This is a genomic window from Luteolibacter sp. Populi, assembly GCF_040801775.1.
Classification (GTDB): domain Bacteria; phylum Verrucomicrobiota; class Verrucomicrobiia; order Verrucomicrobiales; family Akkermansiaceae; genus Haloferula.
The window spans coordinates 5,055,975-5,068,918 of the sequence record NZ_CP161812.1 but is presented as its reverse complement, the minus strand read 5'-3'; the positions used below and the strand labels follow the sequence as shown (position 1 = coordinate 5,068,918).

General features: G+C 63.6%; 9 protein-coding genes and 1 pseudogene. 5 read left to right on the top strand and 5 right to left on the bottom strand.

Features of this window, described 5'->3' with window-relative positions; all coding sequences use genetic code 11:
- Positions 1 to 152: 152 nt before the first annotated feature.
- Positions 153 to 503, bottom strand: coding sequence for an ArsR/SmtB family transcription factor (locus ABWK72_RS20515; protein WP_367871446.1), 351 nt, complete (start codon positions 501 to 503; stop codon positions 153 to 155).
- Between the two features lie 93 nt (positions 504 to 596).
- On the opposite strand from ABWK72_RS20515, the gene ABWK72_RS20510 reads away from it, so the two are divergent.
- The 5 genes and pseudogenes from ABWK72_RS20510 (at position 597) to ABWK72_RS20490 (ending at position 5,637) form a co-directional block, all read left to right on the top strand.
- On the top strand, positions 597 to 1,634 hold the full coding sequence (locus ABWK72_RS20510; RefSeq protein WP_367871445.1) for an aldo/keto reductase: 1,038 nt from the start codon (positions 597 to 599) through the stop codon (positions 1,632 to 1,634).
- Positions 1,631 to 2,419 (top strand): SDR family NAD(P)-dependent oxidoreductase, encoded by a 789-nt coding sequence (locus tag ABWK72_RS20505; protein WP_367871444.1) that lies wholly within the window; start codon positions 1,631 to 1,633, stop codon positions 2,417 to 2,419. Before ABWK72_RS20510 ends, ABWK72_RS20505 begins: the two co-directional genes overlap by 4 nt.
- Positions 2,420 to 2,456: 37 nt before the next feature.
- A pseudogene (locus ABWK72_RS20500) lies at positions 2,457 to 3,507 on the top strand (NAD(P)-dependent alcohol dehydrogenase).
- A 5-nt stretch (positions 3,508 to 3,512) separates the two neighbouring features.
- Positions 3,513 to 4,589: an alkene reductase gene (locus ABWK72_RS20495; protein WP_367871443.1), complete on the top strand. Its 1,077-nt coding sequence runs from the start codon at positions 3,513 to 3,515 to the stop codon at positions 4,587 to 4,589.
- Between the two features lie 10 nt (positions 4,590 to 4,599).
- Entirely contained in the window at positions 4,600 to 5,637 is a 1,038-nt protein-coding gene (locus ABWK72_RS20490) for an LLM class flavin-dependent oxidoreductase (RefSeq protein ID WP_367871442.1), read from the top strand.
- A 6-nt stretch (positions 5,638 to 5,643) separates the two neighbouring features.
- On the opposite strand, the gene ABWK72_RS20485 is transcribed toward ABWK72_RS20490, so the two are convergent.
- From ABWK72_RS20485 to ABWK72_RS20470, 4 genes are all read right to left on the bottom strand, one after another.
- On the bottom strand, positions 5,644 to 6,591 hold the full coding sequence (locus tag ABWK72_RS20485) for a TraB/GumN family protein (protein ID WP_367871441.1): 948 nt from the start codon (positions 6,589 to 6,591) through the stop codon (positions 5,644 to 5,646).
- Between the two features lie 64 nt (positions 6,592 to 6,655).
- Positions 6,656 to 7,183 (bottom strand): phospholipase D-like domain-containing protein, encoded by a 528-nt coding sequence (locus ABWK72_RS20480; protein ID WP_367871440.1) that lies wholly within the window; start codon positions 7,181 to 7,183, stop codon positions 6,656 to 6,658.
- Positions 7,184 to 7,215: 32 nt separating this feature from the next.
- Entirely contained in the window at positions 7,216 to 8,301 is a 1,086-nt protein-coding gene (locus ABWK72_RS20475) for a lamin tail domain-containing protein (protein WP_367871439.1), read from the bottom strand.
- Entirely contained in the window at positions 8,298 to 12,926 is a 4,629-nt protein-coding gene (locus ABWK72_RS20470; protein WP_367871438.1) for a lamin tail domain-containing protein, read from the bottom strand. Before ABWK72_RS20470 ends, ABWK72_RS20475 begins: the two co-directional genes overlap by 4 nt.
- Positions 12,927 to 12,944 lie beyond the last annotated feature (18 nt).

Below are 12,944 nucleotides of genomic sequence, written 5' to 3'. Positions count from 1 at the left end.
TCCACGCTCGTGATCTCGCCCGCCGTCGGGGTCGCTTCAGCCGGGCGGTGCCCGGCGCTCCCAGTAAGTAGGGTCGTCCGTCGGTGGCGGCGTGGGGATTGCACACCCACCCGTTCGAACGCTTACCGGCGAATCGTTGAAGAAATTCGCATTCAGGCGGAGACCGCCTTCTTCGCGACCTTCTTCGGCTTCTCGCTAAGCACGAGAGCGATCAGGCCGGGGAAGCGCTTCTCCAACTCATTCTCACGCACCGTATTCAAGCAGCGGGTGCCCTCGGAACGGGTCAGCACGAGCCCCGCTTCGCGCAGCACGGCGAAGTGGTGCGAAACGGTGGCCTTGGAGATCGTCAGCGGGATATCGCCACAGGCGAGTTCACCGGCATCCATCAAGCTACGCAGGATCTCGATCCGGCAGGGATCCGAAAGCGCCTGCATCACCACCGGCAGGGTGACATCGGCAAGTTCCGGATGGGTGTAGGGCTTCATCGCGGCGCAAGGTAGCATGGGTGAATTGTTCGACAATGATCGAATTAGCATTTGACGCCGCAGAATCCGGGTTTAGATGTTCGATGAATCTCGAACAAACCCCACCCCACCATGGAATATCGTCATCTAGGAGGCTCCGGGCTGAAGGTCCCGGTTTTGACGCTCGGCACCGGCACTTTCGGCGGCAAGGGCCCGCTGTTCGAAGCCTGGGGCGACAGCGGCGTCGATGAAGCCAAGCGCCTCATCGACATCAGCCTGGAAGCCGGGCTGAACATGTTCGACAGCGCGGACGTTTACTCCGCCGGGCATGCCGAGGAGATCCTCGGCAAGGCGATCGAAGGCAAGCGCGACCAAGTGCTGATCTCGACCAAGTCCACCTTCCGGATGGGCGAGGGCCCGAATGAGATCGGCTCCTCCCGCCACCACCTGATCCGCTCCATCGAGGCCAGCCTGAAGCGGCTCGGCACCGACTACATCGATCTTTTCCAACTCCACGGTTTCGATGCGCAAACGCCGATCGAGGAAACGCTGTCCACGCTCGATGAGATGGTCCGCGCGGGAAAGATCCGCTACCTCGGCGTCTCGAATTTCTCGGGCTGGCATTTGATGAAGTCGCTAGCGCTCGCCGAGAAATACGGCTGGGCGCGCTACGTCGCCCACCAGGCCTACTACTCGCTGATCGGCCGCAGCTACGAGTGGGAGCTGATGCCGCTGGGGATTGACCAGAAGGTCGGCGCGGTGGTGTGGAGCCCGCTCGGGTGGGCACGCCTGACCGGCAAGATCCGCCGCGGCTCACCGCCACCGGAAGGCACCCGCCTGCAATCCCAGCTCAATGTCGATGTCGGCCCGCCGGTCGAAGAAGAATATCTCTACCGCGTGGTCGATGCGCTGGATGAAGTCGCTGCGGAGACCGGCAAGACGGTCGCGCAGATTGCGATCAACTGGCTGCTGCAGCGGCCAACCGTTTCGACCATCGTGATCGGCGCGCGCAACGAAGAACAGTTGCGCCAGAACCTGGATGCAGTTGGTTGGAACCTGAGCAAGGAGCAGGTGGCGAAACTCGACGCCGCCAGCGCCACGCCCCTCGCCTACCCTTACTTCCACCAGGCCACGTTCGAACGCAATCCACCGCCCGTGACACTCCCATGAATCTCAATCTCGAAGGAAAAACCGCACTGGTCACCGCCTCTTCCGGCGGTATCGGCCAAGCCATCGCCACCTCGCTCGCCCGGGAGGGCGCGACGGTCATCATCAACGGCCGCTCCGCCTCCGCGGTGGACAAGGCGATCCAGGCCATCAAGGCCGAACTCCCGGATGCCAAGCTGCTGCCGCTGGCGGCGGATAACGGCACCGCGGATGGCTGCGATACCACCATCACGGCGTATCCGGATGTGGACATCCTGGTGAACAACTTGGGCATCTACGAGGCGGTCGGATTCTTCGACGAGACCGACGAGGCCTGGCAGAAAATGTTCGAGGTGAACATCATGAGCGGCGTGCGCCTGGCGCGTCACTACCTTGCGAAGATGCTGGCGCAGGACTGGGGCCGGATCTTCTTCGTCTCCAGTGAATCGGGAATCACTCCCGCGCCGGAGATGGCCCACTACAGCGCGACCAAGACGATGCAGCTCTCGATCTCGCGCAGCCTGGCCGAGCTGACCAAGGGCTCGAAAGTTACGGTGAATGCCGTACTACCCGGCTCCACCCTGACCGAAGGCGTGGCGAAGTTCGTGCAGGAGATCTTTCCAGACGTGTCGCTGGAGGAAGCCGGCAAGCGTTTCATGGCGGAGAATCGCCCGACCTCGCTGATCGGCCGGTTGATCCAGCCGGAAGAGATCGGAAATTTCATCGCCTTCCTGTCCAGCCCGCTCGCCTCCGCGATCAACGGCGCCGCGCTGCGCGTGGACGGCGGCCTTGTGCGCAGCGCTTTCTAGGATAGGTCGTCAGACCTGCCAGACCCCATTCTCAACCATGAGCTCCTCCAAATCCTACGCCGCCCAGAGCGCCACCGCCGCACTCGCCCCCTTTTCCATCGAGCGCCGCGAAGCGGGCCCGCGCGATGTCCACATCGAAATCCTCTATTGCGGGGTCTGTCACTCGGACCTCCATCAGGTCCGCAACGAGTGGCACAACACCACCTACCCCTGCGTCCCGGGTCACGAGATCGTGGGGCGGGTCACCAAGACCGGTGCCGAGGTCACCAAGTTCAAGACCGGCGATCTCGCCGCGGTGGGCTGCATGGTGGACTCGTGCCGGGAATGCGAAAACTGCAAGGCCGGCCTCGAGCAGGTACTGCCTGCAATTCCCGACCTTCACCTACAATGGCCAGGACAAGCACTCGGGCGGCATCACCTACGGCGGCTACTCGGATTCCATCGTCGTGGACGAGGCCTTCACGCTGAGGATTCCTGACGGACTCGATCCCGCGGCAGCAGCCCCGCTGCTCTGCGCGGGCATCACCACCTACTCGCCGCTCCACCACTGGAAGGTCGGCCCCGGCAAGAAGGTCGGCATCGTGGGCCTCGGCGGCCTCGGCCACATGGGCGTGAAATTCGCCCACGCCATGGGAGCCCGCACCGTGCTCTTCACCACCTCGCCCTCGAAGGTTGAAGACGGCTTGAAACTCGGTGCCGATGAAGTGGTGGTCTCGACCGACGCCGGAGCGATGCAGAAGCATGCTTCCAGCTTCGACTTCATCCTCGATGCCGTCTCGGCCGATCACGATATCAATGCCTATCTCACGCTCCTGAAGCTGGACGGCAACCTGACCCTCGTCGGCGCACCGGAGAATCCCCTGCCGGTGGCGGCCTTCAATCTCTTGCTGCCACGCCGCAGCTTCTCCGGATCCGCGATCGGCGGAATCGCCGAGACCCAGGAGATGCTCGACTTCTGCGCGGCGAAGGGAATCGCCAGCGAGATCGAGATGATCGACATCCAACAGGTCAACGAAGCCTACGACCGCCTGCTGAAGGGCGATGTGAAGTACCGCTTCGTGATCGATATGGCGTCCCTGAAGAACTGAACCTTATGTCCTCACTCCAACAACCTGTCCGCATCGGTGCTTGGGACCTCCCCAACCGCATCGTGATGGCACCCCTCACCCGCTGCCGTGCTAGCGAAGGCCGCGTGCCGAACGCGATGATGGCCGAGTACTACCGTCAGCGTGCCAGCGCGGGACTGATCCTGGCTGAGGCCACTTCCATCTCGCCCCAAGGCGTCGGCTATCCTGACACCCCCGGCCTTTGGTCGGACGCGCAGGTGGAAGGTTGGAAGCTCGTGACGCAGGCGGTGCACGAGGCCGGCGGCACCATCCTGGCGCAACTCTGGCACGTCGGCCGCATCTCGGATCCGCACTACCTGAATGGCGGGCAGCCCGTGTCCTCCAGCGCGATCGCCGCACAGGGCAATGTCAGCTTGCTGCGCCCTCCGAAGGCCTACGATGTGCCGCGGGCGCTGGAACTTTCCGAGATTCCCGGCATCATCGAGGACTACCGGCGCGCCGCGGAAAACGCGCTCAAGGCGGGCTTCGATGGCGTGGAGATTCACGGCGCCAATGGCTACCTGCCGCAGCAATTCCTGAACGACAGCACGAATCACCGCACCGATTCGTACGGCGGCAGTATCGAAAACCGCGCGCGCTTCATGCTCGAAGCGGTCGATGCAGCGATCTTCGTATGGGGCGCGGATCGCGTCGGCCTGCACCTGTCACCGGCCCTGCCCGCAAATGGCAACGGCGATAGCGATCCGGCCGCCACCTACGGCCATGTCATCCGCGAATGCAGCCAGCGCGGACTCGCCTTCGTCTTCGTCCGGGAACCCTTGGAAGCCAGCCCACGTTTCAGCCCTGCCCTGCGCAAGGCCTTCACCGGGGCCTTCATCGCCAACCAGGAACTGACCAAGGAACAGGGTGAAAAGCTGCTTGCGGATGACGAAGCCGATGCGATCTCGTACGGAAGACTCTACATCGCCAACCCCGATCTAACGGAGCGCTTCCGCGCCGGAGCCCCGCTCAACGAACCGATCCCCGCCAGCTTCTATGGCGGCGGCCCCGAAGGCTACACCGACTACCCGGCGCTTGAGACGTGCCTCGCCGGAGCTCTCTAACTTTCCCGCCATGAAATCTCTCCGCGACGTCCGGCTCTCGGTCCTCGATCTTTCACCGATCGTCGAGGGCGGGACCGTGGCGGACAGTTTCCGGAACAGCGTGGACCTCGCACGCCATGTCGAGAAGCTCGGCTACACGCGCTTCTGGCTGGCGGAGCATCACAACATCCCGGGCATCGCGAGCGCCGCAACCTCGGTGCTGATCGGTCATGTCGCGGCGGGAACGGAAACGATGCGCATCGGCTCGGGCGGGATCATGCTACCCAACCACCCGCCACTGATCATCGCCGAGCAGTTCGGGACCTTGGAAGCTTTGTATCCTGGCCGGATCGACCTCGGGCTTGGCCGCGCCCCGGGCACGGACCAGACGACCTCCCGCGCCCTGCGCCGCGATCCTTCCGCTGCGGATGACTTCCCGGATCAGGTCCAGGAATTGATCGCGCTGCTAGGTAGGCCGAATCCGGCACAGCGGGTGAAGGCGATTCCCGGAGCCAACTCGAACGTGCCGGTGTGGTTGCTCGGATCCAGCACCTTCAGCGCGCACCTGGCGGCGCTGCTCGGCTTGCCTTTCGCATTTGCCGCGCACTTCGCGCCGCGTCTTCTCTTCGAAGCCTTGGAAATCTACCGCACGAACTTCCAGGCCTCCGAGCGCTGGCCGGAGCCCTACGCCATGGTCGGTGTCCCGGTGATCGCGGCGGAAAGCGACGAGGAGGCGCGCTTCCTCTCCACCTCGGTCCAACAGCAGATCCTTCATCTGATCCGTCACGCGCCGACCCCGGTACCGCCACCGGTCGCAAGCATGGACGGCCGCTGGAGTGCGGCGGAAAAGGCTGCCGTGCACGAGCACCTCGGCGCGGCGATCGTCGGCGGACCGGAGACGGTGCGGGAGAAGCTGGAAAAACTCGTCGCGGCAACCGGCGCGGATGAATTGATCATCCACTCCGGCTTCTATCGCCACGAGGATCGCAAGCGGAGCTACGAAATCGTGGCGGAGACCGCGGGTTTGAGCGGTTCACTAAAGGAGCCCGAGTCCATCGGATCCGTGTAATCCATCTCACTCGATCCGGGTGATCTTGTAGCCCTTCTTCTCCAGCAGCGCGCGCACGCTGCTATCGCCGCTGTAATGGGCGGCCCCGGCCGCGAAGAAGTGGACATCCTCGGGGGACTTCTTGAGGGTGGCGTCGATATAATCCGCCATGATCACGTCGCGATCCTTCAGGACGCGCTTGATCAGGCGCTCGCCGAGTTCCTTGTGCTCGCCCTCGAGGGTGGCCTTCAAGGACTTGTCGACCTCCTCCTCGATCTTCTTGGTATCACCGGTCAGATAGGCGTCGATCAGGAGTTGCAGCGAGTCCTTGCCGGCTTCCCGCTCCTCGCGCTGGAAGCGGATCGTTTCGGAAAGAAGAACGACCTGCTCCTTCTCATTGAACTCATTGAAGCCCGCGAGTTGGTCAGCGATGGCCTGCATCCCCGCGGTCTTCTTGCCCGCCTTCGCGGCCTTTTCCCACAGTAGCATGTCCAGCGGCTTCGTGCCGTCGAGCTGGAGCTTGAGCAAGGGCAACATGATCGCCACATACCAAGTCTTGAGCTGCTCGAAGGGGGTCGCATCGAGGGCCGGATTGATCCGCTTGAGTTCGGCATTCAGTTTTTTCACCAAGTCCGGGCCGATTGACTCGCTCAGGGTCGTTTCGTCGCCACGCATCACGTGCTTGACCGCTCCCATTTGGGAGACGGCGTCCATCGGGGCCTCCGCGTGGATCGCGGTGGCCTCGTCGAAGGCCTTGGCCGCGGCGGGATGGAGCGTGGCGGCAGGCCCTTTGCCGACGTGGATGGTGCCGAAGAGATAAGAAGGCTTCTTCACCTCCGCGCCCTCGATCTTCCAAAGCAGCGGCTTCTCCGGATGTTCGGCCTCCGCGCGGACGGAAGAGAGCATGCAGCAACCCGCCACGGCGGCAGCGAGCGTGCGCTTGAAAGGATGCGAGAGGAGAGTCAGGGCATTCATCCCCGGAATGTTGAAGCAGCCCGGGCCGGAATGACGAGAACGAAGGCGGGCAATCTTCTCCCCTTCAATCGCCATCCAGCGGATCGGGGCAGCGGTCGCGGAGCCGGCAGCGCCCGCAATATTCGCCGATGAAGAGATCATCCACCCAGGTCATCAGCTTGGTCAGATCTTCCGCCTCATCGGTCAGGAAGCCGGCCTCGAAGTTACGCTTGTCCGCGTGTCTCGCACCCATCCCCGCGCCGGTGAGATTCGGCGAGCCGACGAAGGCGCGCTTGCCGTCTGCGACCACCGCCTTGGTGTGGACGCGCGGGCAGAGCACACGCTCGAAGAGCTCGCTCTCGACCAGCACCGGATAGCGGTCGAAGTCCTGGCGGAAGCGCGGGCCCGGCTCCTTGGCGTGGATCAAGCGCACCGCCACTCCGGATTCCACCAGATCCGCAAGCACCTTGAGGAAGGGATAGGCCCGCCTGCCCGCGGGCACGTGCAGGTCCTTGATGTCCGCGGTGATGATCCACAGGAAGCGCGTGGCCTGCGGCACGAGCTCGGCGATCACCCGCCGGTAGATTTCTTCATTGAGGATCAACTCGCGCACCGGCGGCAGTGAACTCCCGCCGCGTCACAAGCTCAAGGCCCGAAGGAGAAGCGCACGAAGCACTGCAGTGCCCCGGGCGGCGGCACCACCCGGAAGGTCAGCAGATCCTTCGCCGGACTTCCGGACAGGCGCTCTGTCGCGAGGAACTCGGCGTCCTCCGCGTCACCCCACACCGCAAGGTTCGTGGAGAGCTGCGGAACGGGCATGACATCCTCCGCCGATGCGCTGCGGGCGACCAACATGATGAAGGAGCCGTCCTCCTCCCGGAAAATCATCGGAGCCAGGTCTTGCTCCGCCAGCGCCGGATTTCCTCCGAGGAAATACTCCAGGCGCGTGCTCATCCCGTCGCCGTCCAAGTCGTCATCGTCCGCAGGGTTGCCATTGGCCACCTTCCATTCGGCATAGCTCTGCGAGTCCGAGCCACCGGGGCTACCGCCGGCCACCACGCTCGCCCGCCAGTTCAGCCCATTGTCATGGTCCGGATTCGCGCGGGGATTCACTAGCACCAGCGAGTAGCCGTCGCCATCGGCCTCGACCGGCCAAGGCGGATCATCCTTGTACTCGAAGGAATGCAGGACAAAGCCATCCGCACGGCGGAGAAGGATCGCGCCGCCGCCGTTGTCGAGATTGAACGCGGCCGGGAAGGTCCCTGCAATCGGCTTGCCGCTGCCGAAGGCTGTCGTGAAGGCGGCGACGTCCTTGACGACCAGTGTCCGTGCGCCGGGGGCCAGCGTCGCGCCACCGGGGAAAGTGAAGTCCAGCCCGGCAGCGAAATTCACATTGCTGAGATCGAGCGTGATGGTGGAAGACGCATTCATCAGCTCGATATACTCCGTCGTTTCGACGCTGCCCGGAGGATTGTAATAGATCTCGGAGACGACGAGCATGGCCGGCGTGGGCACCTGGATATTCCCGGTATTGGTGACCGTGATGCTATCGCTGTGGACCATCTCACCGGCGAAGTTCAAGGCTTCGAGCGTAATCAGATTCGCACCGACACCGAGCGGCACGGAGATCTGCCAAGTGGTTTTCGTGGTCCAAGTGACCTGCAACGGCGCGGTGGATCCGGCGAGCCGGATGTCCCGGACATCGACCCAGCCGGTTCCCTCAAGCGTCACCGGACTCGTGCCCGTGGGGAAGTTAGCCCCCCGTTCGTGCTGATGACGAAGGGGACTTCCGCCAGCTTCGAATTCACCTGACCCAAGATATAATTCGACCGGGTGGTAATGTAGTTGAGATGGCCGCCGAAGTCCTCGCCCGGCAAGAGGCTTCCGTAATGGGTGGTCCACGGCTGCATGTAGTCCTGATTGAAGACGCGCGTGCAAATGTCGTGGAGATGGCCGAGGTAGATCCGTTCGCGCAGGGGATTCGCGATGATCTTCTGCAACTCCGAGTTTTCGTAAATGTCCCGGGTCGCGCTGAAGGAGAAGTCCATGTCGTGCGGGAAGTAGAGCACCCGCCCGTCGATTCCCGCGTAGAAGATCCCGTTGTGGTTGGCATTCGCGAAGAAGGAGTCCCCCGCCCCGCTGGCGCAGGAACAAGCGAGCGCCCTCAACCACTGGTCGATATCGATGATATCCGTGAGGCCGGCCTCGAAAGCGGCTCCAGATTTCTGGAACTGTTTGCCCATCGCGACGATCCGCGAGTAGTCATCCTTGTCCTCGTTGTTTTCGATCAGGAAATTGTGGCGGTAGTTCTCCTTGTTGTCGCCAAGGTCCCTGATGTCGGTGCCGACGACGTTGTCCGGCTCCGGCAGCTTGTAGCCATTCGCGTCCGTGGTCAGCGGATAGTAGATCAGCTCGTATTCGTAGGAGGTGCCATCCCCGCCGTTCGCGAACTGGGAGTCGAGGAAGACATCGCCATAGCGGGCCATTTGCAGGATGGCGGAGCTGCTGTGAGCCGGATTAGGTGCGATGACCTTGCAGAGGTCATTGTATTCCGCGGGCACGCTGCCGCTGGCATACATCATGTGATCGTAGAGGATCTCCTGGCAACCGGGCGACTGCCCTTCCGAGCGGTCGACCGAGACCGTGCGATGGACACCGCGGAAGAGCTGATCGCGATTGAAGCCGATGTTATACCCGACCCGGTTCGGCTGCGCACGCCCGCGCTGGCTGCTCTTCAAGCGCACGCCCACATCGTAGTAGGTCTCCCGCTCATCGTAAATCACCGTGCATCCGAGCCGTTCGTTGCTCATCACATTGTTGAGCTGGTAGAGCAGGGCCTCGTCGGCGGGAGCCATGATGATCCGCAGGTTGTGGCGGCCGTTGGTGGCGGCGAGGCTGTCGTTGACCTGATAGAGCGCGTGCGAGTCAGCGCCATCCGCGGGAAATGTCGAGGTCGCGGGAGTAAGAGCCGCATCGTTGCCGGAGACCCAGAATCGTACCACCTTCGCCGCCGACTGGCCGGGAATGGTGCCCGTGAAGGTCGTGCCGTCACTCCCTGCCGCCATTGCCACGGCGACAGGAGCGGCCCCGTCCACGGAATAGCGCAGCGTGAAAGCCCCGAGACCGTCCGGATCAATAGCGCGCGTGGTCACCACGACCGCTTCACCGGGCGATGGCACCACCGGCGAGTGCGAGAAATGCGCGAAGGAAGGCCCGGCATTGGCAAGCGCCGTGGAATTCGCACCGCCCGGCGTGCCGGGGTCGTCGGTGCGGGAGAGGGCCGTGGTTTTGGCGGCGCGGTTGAAGTAGAGCCGCGTGTTGATCAGATTCGAACCGCTCAGCCAGCGGGCGCGGAACGAGATCTCGTATTCCCAGCCGTTCGTCACCGACCGTCCGGCGGCCAAGGTGGTCTCGACGTGGTTATGCATGTGCTCGGTCGGCCCCTTGGAACTGAGGTAGAGCACCATGTTGCCCGGCGCATCCGGATCCGGCACGATCCCGGCGTGGCGATGATTGCCAAGGAAGCGCCATCCCGGGAGGCCATTTTGGAAATCGCCGCCGTTGATCATCGCCACCGGTGCCACGCCCGGCCGCTCCGTCACGGTGATGTCGTCCAGCAGCACATCGCCGCTATCAAGCATCCCGAGGACGAACTCGCGCCACTGGCCATCCGGACCCACGCTGCTGGATGCCGCGGTAACCCGATAGGTATAGGTCTGCCACGAGCGGCGGGCGCTCTCGTTGCTCGCCGCCCATGCCTCGGGCAGAGAATTGTCCGAGCGCGGATCCCGCAGCTCCAAGGTGGACCCCTCGCCATCCGCGGCTCCCGGCCAGCGCCCGCCATCGATGTAGGAAACGTCATCGGCGGGATTGCCCGCTGCATCTAACAAAAGGATACGTTCGCCGCTCCCCGCCAAACTGGAATCGTAGGGACCGACGATGCTGATCCCGGGGAAATTCGTCAGAAGGCCCGAGGGATCCTTCGCCACCACCAGATAGCCGCCGGCAGCGATCACGGTTCCAGGAGCGAACTCGAATTCAATCCCGGATCCGAAGCTCCAACCCGCAAGGTTCACGGGCGAAGCCCCGCGATTGTAGAGTTCGAGCCACTGCTTGTCGTCGCTCGCCGGGGAGAGTTCCGGGGCATGGTAGCAGATCTCGTTGATCACGATGTCCTGCTGGAGCGTGATCGCATTCGCGGCTCCGGGCGTGGGTGAGGATGGGAAGAGCCAGCGCCCCGGCCACAGTTCCGAAGCACCGCGCAGCACGCTGTCCGCAGCCTGCACATCCGCCAGCGAGCCGCCGGGACTGCGCAGGATCACCTTGTCCCCCGCCGCGGGACGGAAGCCGAGTTGCGTCTCGGTGAACTGGACCACTCCACCCGCCGGCACGGAGGCTGCCGGTAATGCGAAGCTCGCAGCCAGCGAGCCGATCACTTCCAGCGAGAAGCCCGCCGTGGAGGCCGGGACCGCACCCGGATTGCGGAGCTCGATAAAGAAGCCGGGGGCCGAAGCCGCCGCGATCTCGTTCAACTGCAGCGCCGGAGATGCATTGGGATCGACCGGCGACTCGAGACCCTGGAGTTCCGCCGAAAAATACGCCGTATTATCCGAGGCCCCGGTATGAACGGAGACACCCAGCACGTTGGTGCCCGCGACCAGCGCCGGGGAAGGAACCGTCTGCAAGCCCGAGGACACCGGCACGACTTGATCCGAGACCGCGGACGTGGCGTGGCCGGGCGCTCCTCCCGGCATGTTCGTCCGCGTCAGCTCCTGGCCATTGAGATAAAACACCGCACCATCGGCAGTGGTGTGATTCAGCTTCAGCACCGTTCGCGAAGGATCGCCCGTGAACGTGAAACTACGGCGATAGTAGGAAGTCGATGCGGTCGCGGAGATCGGAGTCTGCACCGGTGAATCCGGAAACGCGGTATCAAGGCCATACTGCGCTTCCAGGTAGGCACCTGCCGACTGGAACTCCGAATCGGACAGCTCATTGCGATAGATCAGCAGCTCGGCGATCTCGCCCTTGAAGCCGGCATTCGAATTGTTGGCGTGGCAACCGATCACGATCGGTTGAGGCGTGAGTGAAGATCCATTGTCAGGCGAGGTGCCTTCCAGTGTGCCATCCACCCAGATTTCAAAACGGCCCAGTGCCGGATTCCGCCTCACCGCGACGATCTGGAATTGGGTCTGGGAGATCGCAGTGGTCGAGACCGGACCGCCGATTCCCGTATTGTTGTCGTAGCGGGTCTGGAGTCCGTAGCGACCACCGTCCGCCTTCAGCGAGAACAGCGGCGGGTCACTCACCGAGATGTCGCGGTCGAAGATGTAGTCGCCATTCCCATCGGCGACCCCGCCGTTATCGGGAGGCACGCTGGCCTTGCAGACCACGAAGTAGACGAAGCCCGATGTCGGGCCGATGCCCGGCGAGGCCGTGGTGCGGAACTCGTCGGTGCCATCGAAGCTCACGGCGGGCTGCCCCGTGGGAGTCGCATTCGTCTCGTAGCGCGGATCGCCAGCCTCCGTCGCGTCCTGAGAGGCCCCGTCGCCGGTCGCGGTATCCGGCCAGGTGGTGAAGGCCGCGCCGTCCACCAAACCGGTGAGTGCCCCCGCACGGAAACGTTCGTTGAGAGTGGCGGTGACGATGAGCGAAGGAGTCGTGGACGGTGAGCCGAAGGAAGGAAGGCCCTGCTGCCAGCCGGCATCGGCGAAGGCGGCGCTGTTCCAATTGGCCGGAGGAGCAGACACGGCGTCATAGAACCGCCAGGTGGAATTCTGATCGGCGAGGGCATGGCTGATCGGCTGATCGAGAGAAGGAAAATTCACCGTCGCGGGTGAGCCGCCCGGGGCCAGGCTCGCGCGCCAGTTCGCGGGGTTCGCCGCGGCCAGACCGGGCTTGCGCTTGGCCAGCGTGGCCCCTGCGCCATCCGCCGCCACCGGCCAGTCACCGCTATCGGAATACTCGAGCCGGTCCATCAGACGTCCGCTGGAATTCAGCAGGTCGATCGTTTCGCCCGAGTTGGAAAGATTGCCAGCAAAGGGCCCGAGCACCCCGGGAATCCCCGCCAGCGATGCATGGCCGGGAGTCTTCGCGATGATCCGGTAGCCGCCGCCAGGAATTACGATGCCCGCCGGGATCTTGAACGTCACACCGTCGCCCAACGACCAGCCGGAGATGTCGACGTTCACCGCCATCTGGTTGTGCAGTTCGACCCACTCCGCATCCTGGGTAAGCAGCGGATTGTAGTGGATCTCGTTGATCGTCACCACCGCATCGGGCGTATCCGCCCACAGCCGGGGAAACGCGAGCAGCGCGACAACGAAAAACGGGTGAAACAGCGGGCGGAGAATCATGATGAGAAAATCGGCTCC